This is a genomic window from Erwinia persicina NBRC 102418, from assembly GCF_001571305.1.
Classification (GTDB): domain Bacteria; phylum Pseudomonadota; class Gammaproteobacteria; order Enterobacterales; family Enterobacteriaceae; genus Erwinia; species Erwinia persicina.
In genome coordinates this window covers 1-23914 of record NZ_BCTN01000019.1, presented here as the reverse complement: position 1 = coordinate 23914, position 23914 = coordinate 1, and the positions used below count along the sequence as shown (strand labels likewise).

Sequence of the window (23914 nt, the reverse complement as noted above, 5' to 3'; positions counted from 1 at the left end):
CGTGCAGTATGGCGAAAAATACCCGTATGCGGAAAAACCGACCTGAAAAAGAGGCAGTGATTTCCTGGGATGGGCGATTGTTATCTGTCGGTGGCTTCCTTAATATGAAAACGAAACGTTACGAATGAAAGCCCCTGTGGCGACAGAAGGTCATGATGAAACAGCGACACCGGCGAATTCTCGATCGGGTAGAAGAGAAAGGGAAGGTCAGTATTAACGAGCTGGCGCAGATCGCCGGTGTGTCTGGCGTCACGATCCGTAAGGATCTGAATGTGCTGGAAAGCCTGCACTATCTCACCCGGGCGCATGGCTATGCGGTATCGCTTAACGATCTCTCCGAGCGCGTCAGCAGTAACTTCTCCACCAAAGAGGCGATGGCAAAACGGGCACTGTCGCTGCTGTCAGAAGGCGATACGCTGTTTATCGAAGCCGGCAGCAGCAATGCGCACTTTGCCCGGGAGATCGGCCGATCCGGCCTGGATGTGACCGTGGTGACCCCCTGTGTATACGTGGCCAACGAACTGAAAAACTGCTATCAGGACGTGGTGCTTATCGGCGGCGTGCTGCAAAAACGCAGCGAGTGCCTGGTGGGGCCGCTGACGCATCTGTGCATTAACAATATTAACTTTAACAAAGTCTTTATCGGCATTGACGGTTACAGCCCGGAGCAGGGATTTACCGGACGGGACATTATGCGGGCGGAGAATATCCGGCTGGCCATTGAGAAGCGCGTACAGAACTTTGTGATCGCCGAGTCGGGTAAGTTTGGCAAGCTGTTCCCTTACAACGTGGCGAAACACAGCGATATCGGGACTGTCATTACGGATGCCGGTCTGTTACTGACGATGGAAGATGCACTCCAGCAACAGGGAGTTACGGTACTGAAAGTCTGATCCCCGGCCTGGCTTCTTTCATCTGCCCGTCGTTTTGCTTCATAATCCTCTTTCGGGTGAAAGGCCACTTTCACTCTTTATAACCCTGCCGACAAAATATTAATTATCTTTCTGTTTTTTAATGTTTTTATTTATGGTGTTGGCTTATTTTCCTTGAGTGATTAAGCGTGACGGCGATCAACTTTCGGAAGGGAAATGTTCATTATCGTTATGCGAAAGCAAATGATGTTTCATATGAAACAAAGATAAACCCGTTCCCGGAGAAAATGATGGAATTTTATTTAGACACGGCGGATGTCGCAGTAGTAAAACGCCTGGCCGCGGTACTGCCGGTGAAAGGGGTGACCACCAACCCGAGTATTGTTGCGCGCAGCCAGCGGCCCCTCAGTAGCGTATTACAGGAAATGGTGTCGATTCTTCCTGCTGACGCGACCCTGTTTGCCCAGGTTCTGGCACATGAGGCGGCGGCGATGGTGGATGAAGCCTTACAGCTGCGTGAAATCGTGCCTTCGCTGGTGGTGAAGGTGCCGGTGACCCATCAGGGCCTGACGGCGATAAAGGCGCTGACTCAACAGAATATCCCCACGCTGGGGACGGCAGTGTACGGTGCCGGACAGGGGTTTTATGCCGCGCTGGCCGGTGCCGGCTATATTGCGCCTTACGTTAACCGGGTCGATGCCCAGGGCGGTGACGGCATTGCCCTGGTGCGTGAGCTGCAAACCCTGCTGGATCTGCACTGTCCCCAGAGCAAAGTGCTGGCCGCCAGCTTCCGTACGCCACGCCAGGTGCTGGACTGTATGCTCGCTGGTTGCCGGGCGATCACCGTCGATCCTGATGTGGCGGAGCTGTTTCTGCTCGACCCGGCGGTAGAGAGCGCCCTGCAGCGCTTTGACCAGGACTGGTCACAGGCCTATGGCAATCTGACGCTGTCTTAACGCTGGCGCTGACCGGCCTGCGCGTATTTTACGTAAAGGATTTTAATCTTTTGCCGATAATTTGCTCTACTAACGCAATAACCGTAGAGGGCTTTATGGGTGTGATCAGTGGAGTAACCGACAGCGTGGCAGGAAGATATGTTGCCACCACCGCAGGCGCCGCCAATGCTGCGCCGGCGACAGAAAGCATTACCGGGAAAACCTTACCCGCCAGCGTCGTGGCGATCTCCCCGGAGGGCCGCGCGCGGCTGGCGCAGGCGACGGCCGAACCGCTGACGGCGGAACAGCAGGAAAACAATCTGAAGGATCTGCATGCCGGTAAATCCGCCAGCCAGACGGCGGTGATTAACCTTGGCTATGACCTGTTTAATGACCCGCAAACCAACTGGGATGCCCGCACCTTCCCCCCCCCTGCTCGGCATGACCCGCGATAATACTCAGGCCAGCATGGATAAGTTTGCTGCTGACCTGCATGAAGTCTTAGCGCAGGGCCAGATGGGTCGTAATCAGTACGACAATTCCGATACCTCTGAAGCGATGGCGCTGTCGTTAACCCAGGCCAAACTGCAAAAGCTGGTGGAAAAATATGTCGCGCCGGATCAACAGCAGCAGGCCACCAAGATTGTCGACGGAATGATTGACGACAAAATAGCCGAACGTGAAGAACGCACCCTGCTGTCAGCCCAGGGGATGCTGGATATTGCCAGGCAGTACGGCACCGGCACCATGCAGTCTGAAGCACGCCAATACCTTGAACAGGTGAAAAGCGGGACCGCCCGGCCACAGGTTGAACTGACCACGATGCTGGCGGCAACGAAACTGAGTAGCAATATGGCCGAAACCTTCAGTGCGTTTGCCCGGGTGATTAACGCCACGCCGAATCCTGATAACAAGGCACAGCCCTCCATCGACGGGGCCCTGAAGCAGCTGGAGGTCTATCGCCAGCAGTGGGATGACTTTATGAAAAAGCTGGCGGAATAACCCCCCTGCCCGCAGGGGCGACCTGTTTCGGGCCGCCCCGTGCCAATGCCGGCAGATCCAGACTCAGGCCTGTGCCAGCCGGATGCGGCGGGCATGCATTCTCACTACAAAGCTCAGGGCACCGGCCAGCGTCAGCAGGGCGACCACCCCCGGCCAGCCCGCTTTCTCCAGGATCAGACTGCCCAGCGCGGAACCGATCGCCATGCCGATAAATACGCCGGTAAACATTAGCGCATTCAGGCGGCTGCGGGCGGCAGGCTCGAGGCCGAAGATCAGCGTCTGATGGGACACCAGCGTGGCCTGCACACCAAAATCAAAACCAACCGCCGAAACCACAATCAGTGCCAGCTGAGCGGGCACCGGCAGCAGCGGCAGGAAAAACAGCGCGGCGAACGACAGCGTGGCCAGCGCTGTGCTGAACTGCGTCACCAGCGCCGGGCCGCGACGGTCGGCCATCATTCCCGCCAGCGGGGCGGCCATGGCACCTGCTGCGCCGGCCAGACCAAAGGCACCCGCCGTGGCGCTGCCGAGACCATAACGGGTATGTAGCATGACCGCCAGGGTTGACCAGAAAGCACTGAATCCGACGGAAAGCAGCCCCTGTGCCAGCGTGGCGCGGCGCAGCTCGCCGTGGTGCAGCCACAGGTGACGCATTGATGCCAGCAGCGCCGGGTAGGCCAGTGTGGTGCTGGGGGCGATATGTGGCAGGCGACGCCACAGAACCAGCGTAATCATCAGTACCATTACGGCGGCGAGTACAAACATCACCCGCCAGCCAAAATACTGCGCCACCAGCCCGCTGACCACCCTCGAGAGCAAAATACCCAGTAGCAGACCGGTCATCACCGTGCCCACGGTTTTACCCCGCTGAGCCTCCGGCGACAGGCTGGCAGAGGCCGGAACAATGTCCTGCGCCATTGTCGCCGTGATGCCAATCGCCAGGCTGGCGGCCAGCAGCACCATCATGTTGCCCGCGGCTGCACTGAGTAGCAGCGCCAGCGTCAGCAGCACGCCTTTAATCGTAATAATGGTGCGCCGGTCGTGGCGATCCCCCAGCGGGGCGAGCAGTAAAATGCCGAGCGCGTAACCCATCTGGGTCAGCGTGGGCACCAGACCGCTGGTTGTCACGCTGGCATGAAGCTCGCTGGATAAAATTTCCAGCATCGGCTGGCTGTAGTAGATCGACGCCACGCTGAAGCCAGCGCCGCTGGCCAGCATCAATACGGTGGGGCCGGACAGCGGCTGGGGTGAAGAAGAAGATTGGGTCGACATGGTCAGCACCTGTGTGTCTGTGAAGTTGACGCTATTATTATGCGTTGGCAGGCGCAGCGGTAGTCGCCTGCCTGGTAGAACTGTTATACGATAGACGTATGAACACCTCACAATTTCCCGGCGTTGACCGTATAGAACTGATGCAGACCTTTGTGCGCATCGTGGAAGCTGGCAATCTGTCGGCCGCCGCCGCACGGCTGGGCACCAGTCAGCCCACCGTCAGCCGCCGCCTGCAAACCCTGGAGAAGCTGCTGGGCCTGAAGCTGGTACAGCGAACCACTCATGTGATGAAGCTGACAGAAGACGGCCAGCGCTGCTATGCCCACGCCAGGACACTGCTGGAAAGCTGGCAGGGCATTGAGGACGACCTGCGCGGCGTCACCGAGGAGCCGCAGGGGGTGCTGAGGGTGCTGGCTCCGCACGCCTTCGGGCAGGATCAGATGATTGTGCCGTTGCAGCACTATCTGCAGCGCTACCCCCGGATGACCGTGGAGTGGATGCTGAGTGACCGCCACCCGGACTTTATTGCCGAGGGCATCGACTGCGCGGTGCACGTCGGCCCGGTCACCGAACCGTCGGTGGTGGCCCAGTTGGTGGCTGAAGTGCCGCGCATTGTCATTGGTTCCCCCGCGCTCCTGGCGACGGATGCGGTACCGCAGCACCCGCAACAGCTCCAGAGCCTGCCATGGCTGGCCCTCAGCACCTTCTATCGTCACAGCGTCTCGCTGACGCACCTTCCTGGCGGAGAAAACCAGCGCTTTGATATCCAGCCACGGCTGCTGACCGACAGCCTTTACGCCCTGCGCAATGCGGTGCTGGCAGGGATGGGTGTAGGGATTGCGTCATCATGGGTGGTGCAGGAGGATATTGCGCGCGGAACGTTACTGCACCTCGCGCCGCAGTGGCAGGCCGCCGCACTGCCGGTGTATCTGGTCTATCCCCACGCCCGCTACTATCCTGCGCGCCTGCGGATGTTTCTGACCATGATGCGTGAGGCGATGCCGGTACTGACGGGGACGCAGCACCCGCTGCGTTGAATAAAAAAGGCACTCCCGGAGAGAGAGTGCCTGCAGTGAGCGGGGCTCAGAAGCTGTAGCTGATGCCCGCCTGCCAGGTGCGGTCACGGCCGATCCAGCAGTTCGTGGTGTCGTAGCAGGTGAAGGTTTCTTTATTGGTCAGGTTCTGCGCGCTGGCTTTCAGCGTCACCCCGGCCAGTTGTGGCGAGACCGCTGCCATATTGTAAGACACCGCCATATCCCACAGCGTGGTGCCGCCCAGCTTGCCCTGATCGTTGGCCAGGGCAATCTCCATCGGGCCGACGTAGCGCGCACCGGCACCGACAGTCAGGCCGCGCACTGCGCCGTTGTCGAAGGTGTAGTCACCCCAAAGATTAAAACTGTTTTCCGCCACCTGGGTCGGGCGTTTCCCCTGGTACTTATCATCTTCGGTATTCAGCGCGTGCGTATAGGCATAGTTGGCGATCAGGCTGATATTGTCGGTCGGACGGCTGATCACCGACAGCTCTGCCCCTTTCGATTCCACTTCCCCGGTCTGGCGATAATTGAGGAAGCTGAGATCGGAGGTGAGCACGTTTTTCTGCCGGATATTAAACACCGAGGCGGTCACCGTGGTGGCGTAATCGGCCAGCAGGTATTTCACCCCGCCTTCCAGCTGACGGCTGGTGGTCGGTTTAGCGGAGGTCAGGTTGCCCGTCGGAGAAACCGGTTTGAAGCCTTCGGAGTAGCTGATAAACGGTGCGATACCGTTATCAAAGGTGTAGAGCGCCCCGAGGCGTTTGGTCAGGCGGTGCTGCGCCACCCACTCTTTTTGATTATTACCGAGGTAGTCGGTGTTGGTGGATCGGTAGTCATCGTAGCGTAACCCGGCGATCAGGCTGAGGTTGCCGTACTCCACCTGGTCCTGGAAGTAGTAGCCGGTCTGGTTGAAGCTCAGACGGTTAAGCTGGGCGGTATACAGGCCCAGTGCCGATTCGTTGACCTGGTTGTAGTCCGGATTGCTGAGATCAAAGCCCGGTGTGCGGGTGGCGTACTGATAGTTGAAGTGAGAATCCATCCGCTGATAGTCCACGCCCGCCAGCAGGTGATGCTGCCAGTCGCCCAGATCCCACTGCTTCGTCACCTGGTTATCGATATTGAAGCTTTTCAGGTCTTCATCGGTGGTGTAGGCAAACCGATCCAGCTGGCTGTTACTGACGGCCGGATTGGTCAGACCCGAGGCATAAATACTGCGCTGGTGGGTATCAACGTCAAAATAGCGCGCCTTCTGCGCCACACCCCAGCCGTTATCGAACTGATGCTCAAAGCTGTAACCCAGCATCCACTGGCGCTGTTTAAAGCCGCTCCAGCGGTCGCCTGCATAAGTGCGGCGCGAAGCATCTGACGACGTCAGCGCGGCCAGTGGCAGAGGGTCAGACGGCGTCAGGCTGGGGATGTCCTGATACTGCGCGTCGATCGTCAGGCGGGTTTTATCCGACGGCTGCCAGGTGAGTGATGGAGCGACCAGGTAGTTTTCACTGTGAGTGGTGCGTGGCTGATCGTCCCCGGCGCTGGCTTTACCAATAAAGCGATAGCTCCAGTCGCTGTCGGCAATCGCTCCGGTGCTGTCGATATAGCCTTCGCGCAGCTTGCGGTTGCCGCTGTTAAACCCGACTTCGGTTTTCTGCTCTTTCTCCGGTTTTTTACTTTGAATATTCACCAGGCCACCCGGCGAACCGTTACCGTACAGCACCGACGCCGGGCCCTTCAGGATATCCACATGGTCGATCAGAATCGGATCGATACTGGCCTTGGTGTTACCCGTGACGTTATACGGCAGCTGTAAGCCGTCATAGAAGGTGTTATCCACCGTGAAACCGCGAATTTTATATTCGCTCATGTAGGAGGTGGCGCCGCGGGTTTCGGTGGACACGCCGGGGGCATAGCGCAGAATTTCATTCAGCGAGCTGGCGTGACGCGCGACAATCTCTTTGCTGCCGACGGTGTTGATCACCTGAGGCGTTTTGCTTTCCGGTACCGCCGACTTGGTGGCGCTGTTGGTATAGGCGGGCAGGGCGGCGGCGCCGGAATCTGAGGCGCTGACCACCAGCGTTTTTTCATCGCTGGCTGCCGCATGGGCAAAAGAGGCACAAGTGCTGGCAATCAGCACGGCGAGCAGACAGGGCTTAGTGGTGAACATGGGTTTAGATGCCAATGAGAATGTGAAAGATAACGACAATTATTATCATTGGTTGTCACTATGCAATAACTTCCGACAAAAATTTTCCAATAATAAAAAACGCGCTGACCGTGAGGCCAGCGCGTTAAGGGCAAAGAGCGTGCCGGGCAGAGCGTTTACTGCAGATCGACCGTCAGTTCCGGCGCACCAAAGCCGATCACCGTGGCGTGGGACGCCGCAAAATAGTCGCGCCAGAACGCTTCCAGCTGCTGCATGATTTTTCCGGAACGGTAGTTATTTTTCGCCTCGCTGTCGATCAGCCCGGCCCCCGCAATGTAGATCCTGCTGTCGGCAAAATCGGCCAGCAGATGCTGTTTGCTGACGCGCTGCATCTCTTTTTCCGGTGCCAGCAGGCGGATCTGATTATTGCTGTAGAAGCTGCCGAAATCGCTGTTTTCCAGCATATCCGACACCAGCAGAATGGTTTTTGCCTGCGCCGGCTCTGCCTTCAGATCGTCACTGATTCGCTTCAGGCTGTCCATGATCTCGCTTTTAGCAATATTGTCGCCCTGCTCCGCAAAGGCAGCAGCCAGCTTTTTGCCAATCGTCTGCTCAAAAAACTGTTTCTGCTGCGACAGGCAGCCATCCAGAGATTTCAGGCTGTCCATGCCGAGGCTGTTGCGCGCTTTCTGATCGGTGAACGGGCCTTCCAGCTTGCCGTCAAAGGTGCGCTTCATGTAGTTGTCCTGCAGCAGAGCAGAGAACTGATACAGGATGATGTGGTCGCCAGGCTGGGCGAAGCGCAGCACCTGCTGCCAGATCGACTTTTTCAGTTCGGTCGGCACTTTCACTGTCTGGTCGACAATAATCACCAGCTCGCGCCCGCTGGCGGGCGGGCGTTCGGCGTCGAGCCTGGCGTAGCTGTAGCAGCTGGGAATATCGTTACGTTCGGCAGCGTACAGCGTCGTGCTCATGCCCAGCAGGATCAGCGCGATAAGAGCTTTCATGCCGTTCCTCCCTGACGTGCCTTATTCAGCAGGGCCTGCACCTGCTGGCGCTTTTGCAGCGCGGGCAGGGCTAATCCCTGATCGTCGGCAATCAGCTGCAGTTCATCGGCGCTGAACGAGGTGAGATCGCCCAGAGCATGAATGCGCTGCTTCTCCTCCGCGTCATCTGCCACGGAGGCCGTCGGAGCCGGAGCCGTCACCGGCGCGGCAGCCGGTGCGATGGCGGCGGCTGCGACAGGCTCCGGGATGACCGCCGGGGCGGCTGCGGGCGGCTGCGGCGCAGGCACGGCCTGAGTCACGGCCACTGGCGGGGCTGCGGGGGTGGGTTGAGGCGCGGCATACTCCTGCATCTGGATCTGCTGTTCGGCATCCAGCCGCGCTTTGTCACGCACTTTGCCGCTGGCATAGTCCTGGAAGGTGGGCAGGGTATTCAGGGCTTCGCTCTGGCTGTTGGTGCGCTTCATCATCAGGCGATTTTGCAGCGAGGTCAGTTTCTCCTGGGCGTCGCGCTCTACGCGTTCGCGGCGCATCGCATGCCAGGTGGCAAACTCTTCTGAGCCGCTGAAGTTACCGATATATTTTGAGGCCGCTTTAGACTCAATGCCGGCAAAGGAGCGGAACAGGCCCACCAGAATACCGATGAGCTGAACGCCAACGAAAATCACCGACAGAATAATAAAGGTCAGCTTGGAGGCAAACACGCGGTTATCGCTGATCTCATGCGCAGCCTGACGGTCGGCACGGGCATTGTCTTCTACGGCCGCAGCAGGCAGGTCAAATGGCGACCCGGAGGCCGCTGCCGTCTGCTGGCTGAAAGGTGAGCCGTTCACGGCCTGCGTATCGATAGAGTCAATGGTGGCGGCACGAACAAAGTAAGCACCGACCGCAAAGAACAGGATCAGCGCCAGTGCAATGCCGGTAGCCCAGTACTGCGGCTTCACCTGGGCGTTGTGGGTCACGCGGTTCAGCATCTGGAGATAGTTCGGGTCGTTATCGTCCAGCCGCGTGGTTTCCAGCGAGATCTGCGTGTTTTTGCTCAGGCCTTTGGCCGTCCCGCCATGGCGCGCTTCGGCATACCAGTAGCGGATCTTTTTCAGCAGAGTGTTTTTATGCAGTTCTGATCCCATCAGGTGGGTTGCCGGCACCAGCACCACGCCGATCAGTACCGAAATCACGATGGCAGAAAACTCCGCCTGGTTGGCAGAAATATTGTTCGCGATAAACGGTGACAGTACTAAGGCAAAAATAAAGGCTTCCAGCAGGACGAGGGCCACGCTGACGCACCACAGAATAATGCCGGTCGGGTTACGACCGCGCTCGTCGACTTTATTCAGGTAGTTGACGCAGCGCAGATAGAAGTCAGCATCCAGATTGGAGGTTTTGTAATACTGCCAGTACTTGGCGCAGATCGCCTCTTCTGCCGGATACCAGGCCAGGCCCCCCGTGCCACGGCGACGCGGCTCATGGCTGCGCGACAGGCGGGTAATATAACCAAACAGCGGCAGGCTGCTCATCAGGTTCAGGAAGAAATAGCTCACCTGATCCCACCAGCGGATGAAAATGATGATCAGTACCATCAGCCCCACCAGCGGCCAAAAAATATAACGATATAAAGAGATCGCTTCGGCAATACTTTGCAGAAATTCCATTAACTGTTCCTGAATTTAAAGGCCAACGGGGGCGTAAGACGCCTGGTATGGGCTGTGGTGATTGCTGTAAAAGAGTTGTCCCTGCTGCGCTTTCTTCGTCTCTTTCGGTATCAGAAGATCGATACAGGAGAGCGCTTGCTGTTGCTCATTTTGCAGATAAACGCGATACAGGATGCTGTCTTCCCCTTCCCACGCGTTGGCGACGGCGGCAAGCGGGGCATCGGCTTTGCGGTTATGCCGGGTCTGATAATCGCGGGTGATATACACCTTCGGATTTTCCGTGACCGTGGCGTTATCACTCAGCACCCGTACCGGAGAGAGGGTCACCAGGTGGCCGTTAACCAGCCCGGCCCATGCGCGGCCATTCATGCCCGGCAGGTATTTTTTCGTTTCGCTGGTTTCGACTGTGCGACCGCTGGCCAGGTTTTTCGCCTGACCACCGACACGGGCGTTATCGCTGTAACAGCTTTTCATCACGCCGCCCGCATGGGCTTCGGAAATCAGGCTAAAGCCACTGCTGCGGGGTTTCAGGCTGGCGGCCAGTGAGGCGGTGCTGCTGCTGACCGGCTGGCCGCCAAAGTCCACGATCGCCGCCGGGCCGGAGGTGCCGGGCCGTGAGGCGGTGGTCGCAGGTGCTGTCGCTTTGACACTCCCGGTGTCGGGGGCCGCCGGTGGCGTGCGGGGGGCGCTGCTGACGGCGGGGGTGGTTTTCGCCGGTCTGCTGCGGGCAGGTGCGCGCGTACTGGCCGGTTTGGCGCTTTCGCTGGTGGTGCCGTAGCGCAGATAGGCGAGGTTGCTGCCTTCCTGCTCCAGACGCTGTTTTAACAGGGCTTCACTGGCCAGGGCGGCAATCTCTACGCGTCGGTTGGCAGCGCGACCCTCGCTGGTATCATTGTCTGCGACCGGACGTGAAGAGCCTGCGCCCTGGAAATAGAGATTTTTACCGCTCAGGCCTGCCTGTTCCAGCACCCGGCCGACGTTCTGCGCCCGCTGTTCAGACAGGCGCTGGTTAAGCTGCGGATTACCGGTAGCATCGGTATGGCCTACCACCAGGATCACCCCTCCCTGATCGCCCTCTTTCATTGCGGCCGCCAGTTTTTTGACCTGACGCAGACCATCAGAGGAGAGCTGTGCGCTGTTGGTATCGAACATGCCTTTGTCCTGCACCTGTGCCACCAGGCCGACGGCCTGTTTGCTGCTTTTCGCCTGCGCTTCCAGCGTACGGGTCTGGATAGCGATATGCTCTTCCGCAGCAATTTTGGCCAGTGCTTTTTCACGGTTCTGCCAGATATTCCCGGCTGCACAGCCTGCCACTCCGCCAATTAATCCACCCGCGAGGGCTTTTTTGGCATCGCCGGTGAGCAGATAGGTTAACCCGCTCCCCAGCGCCGCGCCGCCAACGCAGCCAATCGCGGTACCGTAGTCCTGACCGGCCTGATGCATCGTGGCACAGCTGGAGGTCAGCGTTACCACGGCCGCCACCAGGCTGATTTTCCTTAATGGATACTGTCTCATTTCACCCCGTTCTCCTGCCTGAGAATAAAAACTGTCCGCTTTTTCATTATGAAAGAACGTCTTTAATAAAAAGTGGATCTGATTTTCTTGGTGTCAGTGCTGATAATTCAGAAATTTGTCTTAAGTTAGCCTGTTATCCGACCTGTGCCTTTATGCAAACGAACAGCTGCCCGGATAAACGGAATTATCAGGAGAATGGCATAGGTATCGGGTAGTTAACGAAAACAGTAAAAATCCTTCATGCCCGGACGATATTATTGTAAGAGGGTGATGAAGGCGGCAAATAGTAGAACATTTAAACTCAGGCGGTCAATAAGTCGGGCGGGTAAACCGGTGATCGTCGTTATTAACGCCGGCCTGACTTCGGGTGTTATATTTCGCCTCTCTTTTTCATTTATTCAGGTTCAGGGAACGATGACCCCTTGTTACGCACGTCTTATTGTCTGTTCACTGCTCTTCGCTGGCACAAGCTACGCGGATGTTTCAGTTCACTCGCCGATGGGGGGAACCGTGACATTTTCTCAGAAAACAGCGGGGGAACATTACGCCACCGCGATGTGGGGTAAAATGGTGTTCTCGAACCGTCACGGTCAGGCTGACCTTACGCAGCCTGACCGTGTCTATGAGAGCACGTCGCCGGTGTCTCCCTCCGGGCGCTATCTGGTGGTCAACAGCCTTTCTGGCGGTGAACTGGTGCAGGAAGATGGCTCGGTAACTTATACCGACCGGGCCTATTGCAGCGTGGTGGATATGCGCAACGGCTGTATCACCAGTGACTGGTCGGGTGAAGCCTGCGGTTACACATGGACCGGGAAGAACGATATTCTGGCCGGCTCCGCCAGGCCTGATGCCGAAACCTTCGACTTCCTGTCCCAGCGGCCTACACTGAAAGCGGCAGCATCGGATTTCGCCCTGCTGGAAGCCAGTCGCGTCAGTAACCTTCTGCGCTGTGATGCCCCGGCGAAAGAGAATATCAATGACTATCAGCGGCTGGCTGACACGAATCACGCAGCGGCAGGGATCATTAACCGTTATTTGCTGTGGTATGTAACCCGTACTGAGACTACTGCAACGGTGAAATCGCGATCGGTTCTGTTCACGGAGGCTAAGGAGAACAGTAAGACCCGAGGCTATCTGGTGAAAGGCGACCGCATCAGGATCATCCAGCGTTCATCCCAAGGCCAATGGGTGAATATTGGCTATGTGAATGCCAAAGGCTCACCGCTGATTGCCTGGGTAAAAGCAGAAACGCTCGATATTTAACGCGCCGTTCTGCTGAATATTACCTGTTATTTCCAGTTATTCCTGCCGTCCACTTTTGTCGCGTATACGCACTCTTTTTCCCTGTTTTTCTCAGTCACAGTCAGCACTGCAGGGGATGAGAGGCGTCTTTTTCACTGTTTTATCCCCTCCTTCACATCTGCGTGGCTGCCCAGACTCATTTAATGAGTGATTCCCATAATTATTTTTCATTACCGCTTATTGTTAGACGTTACTTTAACGACATTGTACTGACCTTCTGCCCTCCTTATCGCCTGAAAACCGCTTCTGTTTATCAAAATGCCTCCCTGAGGTTAAACCATTTCATTCATAGACTTAACTCAAATTTCAAGAAAATTCCTATATAAATCATGGTCGAGCATATGATCTAAACGCTTGCTCCCTGTAAAAAGATTACTTTATAGTCATCTCTACCCACACAAGGAAGGTGTGTTTATGTCGCTTTCCTTGCCCATTTTTTACAGGAGTAAATATGAGCAACTCTTATCAGAATGAGATTCCAAAAGCGCGTGTCAATATCCGGCTGGATCTGCATACCGGCGGCGCGCAGAAAAAAATGGAACTGCCGCTAAAGCTGCTGGTCACCGGTGATTTCAGTAACGGTCAGGAGCAGCGTGCGCTGTCCGAGCGTGAGAAAGTCAACGTCAATAAAAACAACTTCGACAGCGTGCTGGCGGAGTTCTCTCCGGCACTCAATATCTCCGTTGAAAACACGCTGGCCGGCGACGGCAGCGAAGAGAACGTCAGGCTGACCTTCCGCGACATGAAAGACTTCACTCCGGAGCAGGTCGCCCGCCAGATCCCCCAGCTCAAAGCCATGCTGGCAATGCGCAACCTGCTGCGCGACCTCAAGGCCAACCTGCTGGATAACGTCACCTTCCGCAAGGAACTGGAAACCATACTGAAAAACCCGGCACTGAGTGACGAACTGCGTAGCGAATTATCTGCCCTCGCGCCTCAAAAGGCGTAACCCCCGGCGATGACCCGATTAATGGATTAATACGAGAGAATGCTGATGTCTGTGCAAAATGAAACCTCCTCCACCGGTGGTCACACCGTCCTGGATCGCCCTGCTGTGGGCGGCGTTTACGCCTCCCTGTTTGAAAAAATCAACCTCAGCCCGGTCACGCACCTCAGCGACCTGGATATCTGGCAGGACAGCCAGGCGATGTCCGATGCCAGCGTCGACGAGCGTGTCACTGCCGCAATGAAAGTGCTGGTTGAGTGCCTGAACCAGTCAGGCTCCGGCATCGACAGGCTGGACAAAACCCTGCTGGACCACCATATCGCGCTACTGGACGGGCAGATCAGCCGCCAGCTCGACGCCGTGATGCACCATGACGCGTTTCAGCAGGTGGAATCCCTGTGGCGCGGCCTGAAGTCGCTGGTGGACAAAACTGACTTCCGGCAGAACGTGAAAATCGAAGTGCTGGACCTGTCCAAGGACGATCTGCGCCAGGACTTTGAAGACTCGCCGGAAATCATTCAGAGCGGCCTGTATGCACACACCTACATCGCTGAGTACGATACCCCGGGCGGCGAGCCGATTGGCGCACTGATCTCCTCTTACGAGTTCGACGCCTCGGCGCAGGACGTGGCGCTGCTGCGCAACATCTCCAAAGTCGCTGCTTCCGCGCATATGCCGTTTATCGGCTCCGCCGGCCCGCAGTTCTTCCTGAAAGACAACATGGAAGACGTGGCGGCGATTAAAGATATCGGCAACTACTTTGACCGCGCCGAATACATCAAATGGAAGTCATTCCGTGACACCGACGACTCGCGCTATATCGGGCTGGTGATGCCGCGCGTGCTCGGCCGCCTGCCGTACGGCCCGGATACCGTGCCGGTGCGCAGCTTCAACTACGTGGAAGAAGTGAAAGGCCCGGAGCACGATAAGTACCTGTGGACCAATGCCTCGTTTGCCTTCGCCGCTAATATGGTGAAAAGCTTTATCAACAACGGCTGGTGCGTGCAGATCCGTGGCCCGCAGGCCGGGGGAGCGGTAACCGATCTGCCGATCCACCTTTATGACCTTGGCACCGGCAATCAGGTGAAGATCCCAAGTGAAGTGATGATCCCGGAAACCCGCGAGTTTGAGTTCGCCAACCTCGGCTTTATCCCGCTGTCGTACTACAAAAACCGCGACTACTCGTGCTTCTTCTCCGCCAACTCAACGCAGAAACCGGCGCTGTACGACACCGCAGACGCGACCGCCAACAGCCGCATCAACTCACGCCTGCCGTACATCTTCCTGCTGTCGCGCATTGCGCACTACCTGAAGCTGATCCAGCGCGAAAACATCGGCACCACCAAGGATCGCCGCCTGCTGGAGCTGGAGCTGAATACCTGGGTGCGCGGCCTGGTCACGGAAATGACCGATCCGGGTGACGAGCTGCAGGCTTCCCATCCGCTGCGCGATGCCAGAGTAATTGTCGAAGATATCGAAGATAACCCGGGCTTCTTCCGCGTCAGGCTGTTCGCTATCCCACACTTCCAGGTGGAAGGCATGGACGTCAATCTGTCTCTGGTTTCCCAGATGCCGAAAGCGAAAGCGTAAGGCAGGTTAACAGGGATGAAAATCTATCGTCCGTTATGGACTGACGGGGCCATGCTGGCCCCACAACAGTTCCAGCAGCAGGCCCGCTGGGAGGCGCACGTCGCCGACATGGTCGCCCGGATGGGTATTTCTCATCCCTGGGGCGTGGTTGCGGCAGAATTTGACGATGCCGCACTGGCGCTCTCGCGTCTGAACGCCACCCGTCTGGTGGTGCGCTTTCAGGACGGGACCCTTGTTGATACCGACCTGGCGGACAGGCTCCCTCCGGTCTGTGATTTATCTGTTGCAGCGGGCAGTGAGCCTGTTGACGTGGTTGTCGCACTGCCGCTGCTGAGCGCCAGTGGTGGCAACCTCGATAACGGGCAGGACAGTGAGCGCCCGCGTCGCTGGAAAGCGGAGCGTGTGGTGGTGCAGGAACTGGCCGGGCATGAACGCGGGGAACTCGCGATTCTGCGTCATGCGCTGACCCTGCGTCTGTCCAGCCAGGAAAACACAGCATACCTGACCTGTCCGGTGGCCCGTCTGGTACGTAATGCCCAGGGGCAGTGGAGCCGGGACCCGGCTTTCATCCCGCCGATGCTTTCTGTTGCTGCCAGCCCGTGGCTTGCCACCGAACTGGGTGACCTGCTGGTTCGTCTGCAGGCCCGCCGCCGTCGCCTGATGGCCATGCGTCGTGAGAGCAATGAGCGGATGGCAGATTTTGCAGTCGCGGATGTCTCCCTGTTCTGGCTGCTCAATGCCCTGAACAGCGCCGGGCCGGTGCTGACGGAGCTGCTGCAGACACCGGAGCGTCACCCGGAACTGCTGTATCGCGAACTGACCCGTCTGGCCGGCAGCCTGCTGACTTTCTCTCTGGAACACGACGCCGGGGATATTCCTGCTTATCAGCATGATGCACCGGAGCGGGTATTTCCGCCGTTGCTGGCACTGCTCGATAAGCTGCTGGAAGCGAGCCTGCCGTCACGGGTGGTGAGTATTCACCTGGAGCATCAGGATCAGATCTGGAAAGGTGCCCTGCACGATGCGCGCCTGCGCGAAGGGGCGGATTTCTACCTTTCCGTACGCTCCTCCATGTCGAACCATGAACTTCAGACAAAATTCCCGCAGCTGTGTAAAGCGGGCAGCTTTGATGATGTTTCGGATGTGGTGAATGTGGCCCTGAGCGGGATAGTTATCAAGCCGCTGACCCATGTGCCGGCCGCTATCCCGTTACGCCTTGAGAACCAGTATTTCTCGCTGGATCTGAGTAGTGAGGCGGCGCGGGCGATGCTGGAAGCGGGAAGCTGCACCTTCTATACCCCGCGATCACTGGGGGATGTGGATCTTGAACTCTTTGCGGTGCTGCGCACATGAATACATCAGAAATGAGTCAAATTGAGCGTATTTTCTACCCCGGCTGGCTGATGGTCAGCCAGCTGCGGGGCGGACAGGAGGTCCGTGACGGGGAGGGGCTCTACCGTCGGGCCTGTCGTCTGGTGCTGGAGGCGAAAGCCGCGCTGAAGGAGGCCGGCTACAGCGATATCAGCCGTGATCACATGGTCTATGCGCTGTGTGCCCTGCTTGATGAGAGCGTGCTGAACCGCGGATCCAGCGATGACGGTTACCTGACCTGGCGGCGTGACCCGCTTCAGGCGCACTTTTTTGGCACTCTGAATGCAGGCGAAGAGGTGTGGGAACGTATTCGCAACCTGCTGAAAGAAACGGCACCAGACATCGCGGTACTGACCTGCATGTACCGCACTTTGCAACTGGGCTTTGTTGGCCAATACCGGGCTGAAGACGATGAACGACGTGAAGATGTGGTGCGGGCGTTGGGTGAGCGGGTGCCGGCCTTTACGCTGGCGCAGGATGCCCCCATTGTTGCCCGGGCATCACGCCTGCGCAGCGGCCGTCGCGGGTACTGGCTGAGCTGGGTTGTGGCCGCTGTCGCCCTTGTCGCACTCTGGTTCTTCCTTTCGTCTTCGCTTACCGAACGGGTAAGCCAGATCGTCAGGCCGGGGTAAGCGATGCAGGTTGCGTACCGAAGTCTGTTAACTGCTCTGGGTGGCCTGCTGGCGCTGTGGCTCGTTCTGGAATTCTGGCCACTGTCCACGGGTAGCCGCGTGGCACTCAGCCTGCTGGTTTTTCTGGTGTCCGGGGTGATGATCTGGCGTCAGCTTCGGGCTTCTCAGGCGCGGGCCACCGCTGTCCGTGAGATTGCGGATGAAAACCTGCCGCCGGAAGATTTTCAGGGGGCGGTTATCCTCGTCTGTGGCGACAACACCCCGCTGTTTGTGTCCGGTTCCCGTCACCGGGAAACCCGGCAGGGCTGGTATCTGTGTGTGAAGGATGCGGAACAGCTGCCTCTCTTTGCACAGCACCTGAGCCTGGTGCGCCCAGCCCTGGTGTCGCAAATCTCCGTCATGCTGGCGGTGGTACCTGAACAGCACACCTCCATTGATGATTTTACCCAGTCCCTGCGGGGCTGGCAGCGGGCTGTCGTCCAGTGCCGTGCGGCATTGGGCACTCTCCCCCCGCTGTGGACCGTGACCTGGGTATCGCCCCCTGTGGCCTGCGCGGAGGCAGAGCCCGTCTGGTTTACCACGGTAAGCCAGCGAAGCGGTATTCAGGTGTATCAGCCCGGTCAGGGCAATGTGTCACTGACGGAATGGACCCGGGAGACCGGCTCAGACGGGCGTCTTTCGCGTCTGAGCCAGGGCCTGTGGCTGGACAGTCTGCTTGCCTGGCAGAGCAGCGCGGTGAATGACCTGCTGTCGCTACGGCAGGGCGAGCTACCGGTGATGAAGCCCTGTGTGCAGGGTATGTGCATGGTGCCGGTGAGCGGCATCGCGGGCAATCTCTGGCAACAGCACATCACTTCCGTGACGGCGCTGCCACCGGATGTCGTTGTCACCACAGAACCACTGCCGCTGCCTGAACTGCTGCTGCCAGCATTACCGCGGCGGCGAGGCGTGAGCCGCAGAATGGTGTTCTGGCGTTACGCCGCATTTCTGGGCGGGATTTTCCTGGCACTCGCCATGCTGGCGTCCTGGATGAACAACCAGCGCCTCATCCGTAATGTTGGCGATCACCTTGCACTGTATCACCAGATGACCGGTAAGCCTGTGGCACCGAAACTGCGTGCGCAGCAGCGCCTCAGGGCCGATGGCGCTTTGCTGGACGACTGGCAGCGTCGCGGGGAGCCACTGCGTTATCGCCTGGGTCTGTATCAGGGGCTGCGCCTGGTGCCGTCCGTTGAGGCTGCCGTCAGTGACTGGGCACCGCCGCCACCACCGCCACCACCGGTCATTAAGAAAATCATTCAGGATGCGAAAATCCTTCGTCTCGACAGCATGTCGCTGTTTGACTCGGGCAGGTTCGACCTCAAGCCCGGTTCCACCAAACTACTGGTGAACTCGCTGGCAGGCATCAAAGCCAAACCGGGCTGGCTGATTGTCGTGTCCGGCCATACCGATAACACCGGCAGTGCATTGCTAAACCAGACGCTGTCCCAGAGACGTGCGGAAGCCGTGCGTGACTGGATGCGCGACACCGGCGATATCGCGGAAAGCTGCTTTGCGGTTCAGGGGTACGGCGCCACGCGCCCGATCGCAACTAATGATACCCCGGAAGGTCGTGCGTTGAACCGCCGGGTCGAAATCAGTCTGGTGCCGCAGGCAGACGCCTGCCTGGCATCAGTATCCCAGACGTCATCACAGGATGATGACACAACAGTAAGTTCTGATAAGGAGTAACACATGGCAATTCCAGTCTATCTGTGGCTGAAAGACGACGGCGGTGCGGACATCAAAGGTTCCGTGGACGTGAAAGACCGTGAAGGCAGCATCGAAGTGGTGGCACAGGAACATAACCTGTACATCCCGACCGATAACAACACCGGCAAGCTGACCGGTACCCGTATCCACACCCCGTTCCTGTTCACCAAGGAAATCGACTCCTCCAGCCCGTACCTGTACAAGGCGGTGACCACCGGTCAGACCCTTAAGTCTGCCGAATTCAGGTGGTACAAAATCAACGATGCGGGCCAGGAAGTGGAGTACTTCAACACCAAACTGGAGAACGTCAAGCTGGTGAAAGTCGCGCCGAAAATGCACGACATCAAAGACCCGGGCTATGAGAAGCATAACCACCTCGAAACCATCGAGCTGCGTTACGAAAAAATCACCTGGACCTACAAAGACGGCAACATCATTCATTCCGATAGCTGGAACGAACGCGCCACCGCGTGATTACGCGTCATATTTCGCGCCACAGGTGCGTTGGCTGCGTTCGCTCGCTCCGGTCACATAGTTATCTCTGTTCCCGGAGACTTACGAACTTGCCGCCTTCCTGCGACACGAACTCTTTAGCGTAATCCTCGTTTTTAAGCGGAGGGGGATGACCTTTCCGCTGTTTTGCTGAACGTCTGCAGCTCGCGGGCGTTCAGCAAAGAAACCCACAAACTGCCAGCCCGACCGTATGCGCTCTGGTCCCCTTCACGGGAAACAGCGATGGGCGGTAGCGTGTCCAGGAACCGACAAAGAGAGAAATTCATGGAAAATCCAGCCATCCTGCTGCGACGTCTGAACCCTTACTGTGCCCGTGCGATGGAAGGCGCGGCTTCGCTCTGCCAGACCCGTGCCCACGCGGAAATTTTGCCGGAGCACTGGCTGCTGAAGCTGCTTGAACAGGGGGAAGGTGACCTGACGGTGCTTGCGCGCCGCTACGAGTGGGATATGGATGCCATCTGGCAGGATTTACTGGGCTGGCTGGATAATCAGCCGCGCTCAGTACGCAATCGCCCGCAGCTATCTGCTGATACCCAGAAACTGCTGCAGGAAGCCTGGATGCTGGCCTCGCTTGCCGGAGAGCCGAGTATCCGCAGCGTTCATCTGCTGATGGCACTGACGGAAAATCAGCGACTTGCTCACTGTGACGGACTGTGGCCGTTGCTGACGCTCGGGATGAGTCAGCTTTCCCGCCTGCGCCCCCTGCTGGATGCACAGTCTGATGAACGCCCGGAGCTGCAGTTTGAGGCCGAACTGGCCCAGGAGCATGGCGGTGAGGTGGAGTTTGTGGGGCGTCCTGTGGGTGCAGAGCTGAAAGAGGGCGAACTGAACCCGGCGCTGCAGAACGCGCTGGATAAATTCACCCTCGATGTCACTGCTAAAGCGAAAGAGGGCAAGATTGACCCGGTGTTTGGCCGTGACACGGAAATCCGCCAGATGGTGGATATCCTCTCAAGACGCCGCAAGAACAACCCGATCCTGGTCGGTGAACCGGGCGTCGGCAAAACCGCACTGGTGGAAGGCCTGGCATTGCGGATTGCTGAAGGCAACGTGCCTGAATCGCTGAAAACCGTCATCCTGCGCACCCTTGACCTCGGCCTGTTGCAGGCAGGGGCAGGCGTGAAAGGTGAATTTGAACAGCGTCTGAAAAACGTCATCGATGCGGTGCAGCAGTCGCCTGTGCCGGTTCTGCTGTTTATCGACGAAGCCCACACCATTATCGGTGCGGGCAATCAGGCGGGAGGGGCGGATGCCGCAAACCTGCTGAAACCGGCCCTGGCACGCGGCGAGCTGCGCACCATCGCCGCCACCACCTGGAGCGAGTACAAGCAGTACTTCGAGAAGGATGCCGCGCTGGAGCGCCGCTTCCAGATGGTGAAAGTGGACGAACCGGACGACGAAACCGCCTGCCTGATGCTCAGAGGCCTGAAATCCCGTTATGCCGAACACCATAACGTGCACATCACCGATGACGCAGTGCATGCGGCCGTTACGCTTTCCCGCCGCTACCTGACCGGTCGCCAGCTGCCGGATAAGGCCGTTGACCTGCTGGACACCGCCGCCGCGCGCGTACGTATGAGCCTCGACACGGTGCCTGAACAAATTGTGCGCCTGAAAGCACAGCTGACCGCGCTGGAACTGGAAGAGCAGGCGCTGCTGGAAGATATCGCCGCCGGCAGCAACCGTCATGGTGACCGCCTGGGGGTGATTGAGCAGCAGCGGGCTGATCTGGACGCGCGTATCGGGGAGCAGGAAGCACGTTTCAGCACTGAAAAGGCGCTGGCGCAGCAGCTGATGGCCAGCCGGCAGGACATCAGCCTGCAGGCAGACATTTCCGTCCTGCAGCAGCAGCTCGAACAGGCACAGCAGGGCGACGTGCTGGTTCAGGTGGACGTGGGCACCCGCACGGTTGCCAACGTGATTGCCGACTGGACCGGGGTGCCACTTTCCTCATTAATGAAGGACGAGCAGACCGAACTGCTGACACTGGAAGCGGAAATCGGCCAGCGCGTAGTGGGCCAGCAGGCGTCGCTTAACGCCATCGCGCAGCGGCTGCGCGCCGCTAAAACCGGGCTGACCAGCGAGAACGGGCCGCAGGGCGTGTTCCTGCTGGTCGGTCCGAGTGGCGTCGGTAAAACGGAAACCGCGCTGGCGCTGGCAGACGTGCTGTACGGCGGCGAAAAATCGCTGATTACCATTAACCTGTCCGAGTATCAGGAGCCGCACACTGTGTCCCAGTTGAAAGGCTCACCGCCGGGTTACGTGGGTTACGGCCAGGGCGGTATCCTCACTGAAGCGGTGCGCAAGCGCCCGTACAGCGTGGTGCTGCTGGATGAAGTGGAAAAAGCACACCGCGATGTGATGAACCTGTTCTATCAGGTGTTTGACCGCGGCGTTATGCGCGACGGCGAAGGGCGTGAAATCGACTTTCGCAACACCGTGATTTTAATGACCGCCAATCTCGGCAGTGACCACATTATGCAACTGCTGGATGAACAGCCGGAGGCCACCGAAGGCGAGCTGCACGAACTGCTGCGCCCCATCCTGCGCGACCACTTCCAGCCCGCGCTGCTGGCCCGCTTCCAGACGGTGATTTATCGCCCACTGAATGAGCCCGCGATGCGCACTATCGTGCAGATGAAGCTCGCACAGGTCAGCAAGCGCCTCAACCGTCACTACGGTCTGACTACGCAGATCGGGGAGAGCCTGTATGACGCGCTGACCGCCGCCTGCCTGCTGCCGGATACCGGCGCGCGCAACGTCGACAGCCTGCTCAACCAGCAAATCCTGCCGGTGCTGAGTCAGCAGCTGCTGACCCATATGGCCGCCAGACAGAAACCACAGTCGCTACGCCTTAGCTGGAGTGAGGAAGAGGGGATTGGGCTGGAGTTTAAACATGACTGAAGAAACTCAGGATCAGTTCAGAATTAAAGAAGGTGGTGCCAGGCTACTTACGACGGGTGAGATACAGCTGGCACAATCTGTTTTTTTATCCACTATTGATTATTCGAAAGTATGGATCCACAGAGAGAGTTATCTTCCTTTCAATTTACAGGATAAGAATACGGCGATGACGCCGAACGGGGAGATCTATTTTCGTGATCTATATTTCGATGATTTCTCACAGACAACCGACAGTTTTCAGCATCTGTTCATCCATGAAATGAGTCATGTCTGGCAGCGTGAAAAAGGAATGAATGTGATCGTCAGAGGGCTGGTGAGCTGGATGGTGAGTTACCGTTATACCCTTGATGGTCGTCTCTTAAGCGAATATCCGATGGAGCAGCAGGCGCAGATTATTGCAGATAATTTTGTTTTACAGACATTTGGGTATGAAATCTGGAGTCACCTTGAAAATAAAAGATATCCCGCTATTACGCTCGATGGGGATACTTCTGAGTCGGTGATACGTGAGGGATATAAAAATGCTTTGAGGGGTTTTCCATGGTGAGAAGTAACTATTTTATTAAGCTTAACTCTTTGTTGTTAGCGTTTTTTTGTCTTCCAATCCTGACGGGATGCCCTGGACCAGGTGACAGATTTCGTTTTGATGAAACTGCACAGGTGAGTAAAAAGGGTGATAATGTTTGCGTGAATATTGATAATGCACAAGATTATCAGCCAGTAGATATGGGTATCAATCTGCGAGGGACGCCTTCAAAGGAGAAAGATTTTAATTTTTCTCCCGGCCTTAAGGTTATTGAAGGTGAATTATGTATTCCTCCATCTTATTTTCATTTTGAAAATGGTAGCAAGTATATTGTTGAGTTTGTACTTCATCCAACCCTTGATAATAAAGAAGCGAGAAGCTTTGTCGTTGGTGTCGGTATTAATAATAATCAAGTCTATAATTTCCCTTTGACAGATCGCGAATTCGCAAGGCCTTATGGCTCAATTCAGGTGTCAGAATAGCAAGTGTAATAAGTGTCCGTGTTTAGAGCTTTTCTTGTAAATATATGATTTATTCTTCTATTCCTGCGTCGGGGTGGTTAGCCGAGTGAGAGTTTTTACCTTCTTTCTATTCATTGTCGTTGGGGGCCTATCTCTTCCTGATGCTGTTATTTATACGTTTGTTAAGCATTTTATTCCCGTCAGAGGTGATGGGGAATACGGTATGAATAATTTTGACATGACCGTATAACTGATTAAAGCCCTCATGTGCGCTGTCGGGGTTGGAGCCGTAATCACTCTTTTTCGCACTCGCTGAGTACTTAAACCTGTTACTTGCCCTTCGGCAAGAGAGTCATGGACAGCAGGTTATCCCATGGAGTCAATATCATGAGTCTGACAGATACGCTTAATAACACCCTGTCTGCGCTAACGGAAGGCGGACTGAACCGCTATCGCCTGGATATTCCGTCCTGCACAGCTTCACTGGATGT

Annotated in this window: 20 protein-coding genes; 15 read left to right on the top strand and 5 right to left on the bottom strand. The window is 57.2% G+C overall.

Going from position 1 to position 23914, the window contains the following annotated elements:
- Positions 1 to 152: 152 nt before the first annotated feature.
- From EPE01S_RS18290 to EPE01S_RS23000, 4 genes are all read left to right on the top strand, one after another.
- Positions 153 to 893, top strand: coding sequence for a DeoR/GlpR family DNA-binding transcription regulator (locus tag EPE01S_RS18290; RefSeq protein WP_084344219.1), 741 nt, complete (start codon positions 153 to 155; stop codon positions 891 to 893).
- Positions 894 to 1162: 269 nt separating this feature from the next.
- On the top strand, positions 1163 to 1828 hold the full coding sequence (gene fsa, locus EPE01S_RS18285; RefSeq protein ID WP_062748004.1) for a fructose-6-phosphate aldolase: 666 nt from the start codon (positions 1163 to 1165) through the stop codon (positions 1826 to 1828).
- A gap of 95 nt (positions 1829 to 1923) precedes the next feature.
- Positions 1924 to 2262, top strand: coding sequence for a hypothetical protein (locus EPE01S_RS23960; RefSeq protein WP_062748002.1), 339 nt, complete (start codon positions 1924 to 1926; stop codon positions 2260 to 2262).
- Positions 2198 to 2809, top strand: a complete 612-nt coding sequence (locus EPE01S_RS23000; RefSeq protein WP_255210157.1) for a hypothetical protein — start codon at positions 2198 to 2200, stop codon at positions 2807 to 2809. The genes EPE01S_RS23960 and EPE01S_RS23000 overlap by 65 nt, the downstream gene beginning before the upstream one ends.
- Positions 2810 to 2872: 63 nt before the next feature.
- On the opposite strand, the gene EPE01S_RS18270 is transcribed toward EPE01S_RS23000, so the two are convergent.
- Entirely contained in the window at positions 2873 to 4081 is a 1209-nt protein-coding gene (locus tag EPE01S_RS18270) for an MFS transporter (RefSeq protein WP_255210156.1), read from the bottom strand.
- A 98-nt stretch (positions 4082 to 4179) separates the two neighbouring features.
- On the opposite strand from EPE01S_RS18270, the gene EPE01S_RS18265 reads away from it, so the two are divergent.
- Positions 4180 to 5118: a LysR family transcriptional regulator gene (locus EPE01S_RS18265; RefSeq protein WP_062747998.1), complete on the top strand. Its 939-nt coding sequence runs from the start codon at positions 4180 to 4182 to the stop codon at positions 5116 to 5118.
- Positions 5119 to 5164: 46 nt separating this feature from the next.
- Here the strand turns inward: EPE01S_RS18265 and EPE01S_RS18260 are convergent, their stop codons facing one another.
- From EPE01S_RS18260 to EPE01S_RS18245, 4 genes are all read right to left on the bottom strand, one after another.
- Positions 5165 to 7276: a TonB-dependent siderophore receptor gene (locus tag EPE01S_RS18260; RefSeq protein WP_062747996.1), complete on the bottom strand. Its 2112-nt coding sequence runs from the start codon at positions 7274 to 7276 to the stop codon at positions 5165 to 5167.
- Between the two features lie 155 nt (positions 7277 to 7431).
- Positions 7432 to 8262, bottom strand: a complete 831-nt coding sequence (locus tag EPE01S_RS18255; protein ID WP_062747994.1) for a hypothetical protein — start codon at positions 8260 to 8262, stop codon at positions 7432 to 7434.
- The gene (locus EPE01S_RS18250) at positions 8259 to 9911 is read right to left on the bottom strand and encodes a hypothetical protein (protein ID WP_062747992.1); all 1653 of its coding nucleotides are present in this window, start codon (positions 9909 to 9911) and stop codon (positions 8259 to 8261) included. The genes EPE01S_RS18255 and EPE01S_RS18250 overlap by 4 nt, the downstream gene beginning before the upstream one ends.
- Positions 9912 to 9926: 15 nt before the next feature.
- A complete protein-coding gene (locus EPE01S_RS18245; protein WP_062747990.1) occupies positions 9927 to 11426 on the bottom strand; it encodes an OmpA family protein in 1500 nt (499 codons plus the stop codon).
- Between the two features lie 510 nt (positions 11427 to 11936).
- Here EPE01S_RS18245 and EPE01S_RS18240 point away from each other — a divergent pair.
- The 10 genes from EPE01S_RS18240 to EPE01S_RS23270 all read left to right on the top strand — a co-directional run bounded on the left by EPE01S_RS18240 (position 11937) and on the right by EPE01S_RS23270 (position 23444).
- Complete coding sequence (locus EPE01S_RS18240) at positions 11937 to 12689, top strand: hypothetical protein (RefSeq protein ID WP_157076030.1); 753 nt, start codon at positions 11937 to 11939, stop codon at positions 12687 to 12689.
- A gap of 490 nt (positions 12690 to 13179) precedes the next feature.
- Entirely contained in the window at positions 13180 to 13677 is a 498-nt protein-coding gene (tssB, locus tag EPE01S_RS18235) for a type VI secretion system contractile sheath small subunit (protein ID WP_062747987.1), read from the top strand.
- Between the two features lie 39 nt (positions 13678 to 13716).
- Positions 13717 to 15264, top strand: coding sequence for a type VI secretion system contractile sheath large subunit (tssC, locus tag EPE01S_RS18230; RefSeq protein WP_062747985.1), 1548 nt, complete (start codon positions 13717 to 13719; stop codon positions 15262 to 15264).
- A gap of 15 nt (positions 15265 to 15279) precedes the next feature.
- A complete protein-coding gene (gene tssK, locus EPE01S_RS18225; RefSeq protein WP_062747983.1) occupies positions 15280 to 16617 on the top strand; it encodes a type VI secretion system baseplate subunit TssK in 1338 nt (445 codons plus the stop codon).
- Entirely contained in the window at positions 16614 to 17267 is a 654-nt protein-coding gene (gene tssL, locus EPE01S_RS18220) for a type VI secretion system protein TssL, short form (RefSeq protein ID WP_062747981.1), read from the top strand. The genes tssK and tssL overlap by 4 nt, the downstream gene beginning before the upstream one ends.
- Positions 17268 to 17270: 3 nt before the next feature.
- Positions 17271 to 18998 carry an OmpA family protein gene (locus EPE01S_RS18215; protein WP_174522433.1) on the top strand — a complete coding sequence of 576 codons (1728 nt, stop codon included), beginning with the start codon at positions 17271 to 17273 and terminating at the stop codon, positions 18996 to 18998.
- A gap of 3 nt (positions 18999 to 19001) precedes the next feature.
- Complete coding sequence (hcp, locus tag EPE01S_RS18210; protein WP_062747979.1) at positions 19002 to 19493, top strand: type VI secretion system effector Hcp; 492 nt, start codon at positions 19002 to 19004, stop codon at positions 19491 to 19493.
- Positions 19494 to 19796: 303 nt separating this feature from the next.
- Positions 19797 to 22436, top strand: coding sequence for a type VI secretion system ATPase TssH (tssH, locus tag EPE01S_RS18205; protein WP_062747977.1), 2640 nt, complete (start codon positions 19797 to 19799; stop codon positions 22434 to 22436).
- Positions 22429 to 22983 carry a hypothetical protein gene (locus EPE01S_RS18200; RefSeq protein WP_062747975.1) on the top strand — a complete coding sequence of 185 codons (555 nt, stop codon included), beginning with the start codon at positions 22429 to 22431 and terminating at the stop codon, positions 22981 to 22983. Before tssH ends, EPE01S_RS18200 begins: the two co-directional genes overlap by 8 nt.
- On the top strand, positions 22977 to 23444 hold the full coding sequence (locus EPE01S_RS23270; RefSeq protein ID WP_062747973.1) for a putative T6SS immunity periplasmic lipoprotein: 468 nt from the start codon (positions 22977 to 22979) through the stop codon (positions 23442 to 23444). Before EPE01S_RS18200 ends, EPE01S_RS23270 begins: the two co-directional genes overlap by 7 nt.
- The last annotated feature ends 470 nt before the right edge of the window (positions 23445 to 23914 follow it).

Excerpts from the sequence above, each read along its gene's own strand:
- EPE01S_RS18290 (WP_084344219.1), top strand. The coding sequence starts at position 153 with ATGATGAAACAGCGACACCGGCGAATTCTCGATCGGGTAGAAGAGAAA.
- tssH (WP_062747977.1), top strand. The coding sequence starts at position 19,797 with ATGGAAAATCCAGCCATCCTGCTGCGACGTCTGAACCCTTACTGTGCC.
- EPE01S_RS23270 (WP_062747973.1), top strand. The coding sequence starts at position 22,977 with ATGGTGAGAAGTAACTATTTTATTAAGCTTAACTCTTTGTTGTTAGCG.
- EPE01S_RS18215 (WP_174522433.1), top strand. The coding sequence starts at position 17,271 with ATGCAGGTTGCGTACCGAAGTCTGTTAACTGCTCTGGGTGGCCTGCTG.
- EPE01S_RS18200 (WP_062747975.1), top strand. The coding sequence starts at position 22,429 with ATGACTGAAGAAACTCAGGATCAGTTCAGAATTAAAGAAGGTGGTGCC.
- hcp (WP_062747979.1), top strand. The coding sequence starts at position 19,002 with ATGGCAATTCCAGTCTATCTGTGGCTGAAAGACGACGGCGGTGCGGAC.
- EPE01S_RS23960 (WP_062748002.1), top strand. The coding sequence starts at position 1,924 with ATGGGTGTGATCAGTGGAGTAACCGACAGCGTGGCAGGAAGATATGTT.
- tssB (WP_062747987.1), top strand. The coding sequence starts at position 13,180 with ATGAGCAACTCTTATCAGAATGAGATTCCAAAAGCGCGTGTCAATATC.
- EPE01S_RS18270 (WP_255210156.1), bottom strand. The coding sequence starts at position 4,081 with ATGTCGACCCAATCTTCTTCTTCACCCCAGCCGCTGTCCGGCCCCACC.
- EPE01S_RS18250 (WP_062747992.1), bottom strand. The coding sequence starts at position 9,911 with ATGGAATTTCTGCAAAGTATTGCCGAAGCGATCTCTTTATATCGTTAT.
- EPE01S_RS18265 (WP_062747998.1), top strand. The coding sequence starts at position 4,180 with ATGAACACCTCACAATTTCCCGGCGTTGACCGTATAGAACTGATGCAG.
- tssL (WP_062747981.1), top strand. The coding sequence starts at position 16,614 with ATGAATACATCAGAAATGAGTCAAATTGAGCGTATTTTCTACCCCGGC.
- tssK (WP_062747983.1), top strand. The coding sequence starts at position 15,280 with ATGAAAATCTATCGTCCGTTATGGACTGACGGGGCCATGCTGGCCCCA.
- tssC (WP_062747985.1), top strand. The coding sequence starts at position 13,717 with ATGCTGATGTCTGTGCAAAATGAAACCTCCTCCACCGGTGGTCACACC.
- EPE01S_RS23000 (WP_255210157.1), top strand. The coding sequence starts at position 2,198 with ATGACCCGCAAACCAACTGGGATGCCCGCACCTTCCCCCCCCCTGCTC.
- EPE01S_RS18255 (WP_062747994.1), bottom strand. The coding sequence starts at position 8,262 with ATGAAAGCTCTTATCGCGCTGATCCTGCTGGGCATGAGCACGACGCTG.
- EPE01S_RS18245 (WP_062747990.1), bottom strand. The coding sequence starts at position 11,426 with ATGAGACAGTATCCATTAAGGAAAATCAGCCTGGTGGCGGCCGTGGTA.
- EPE01S_RS18260 (WP_062747996.1), bottom strand. The coding sequence starts at position 7,276 with ATGTTCACCACTAAGCCCTGTCTGCTCGCCGTGCTGATTGCCAGCACT.
- fsa (WP_062748004.1), top strand. The coding sequence starts at position 1,163 with ATGGAATTTTATTTAGACACGGCGGATGTCGCAGTAGTAAAACGCCTG.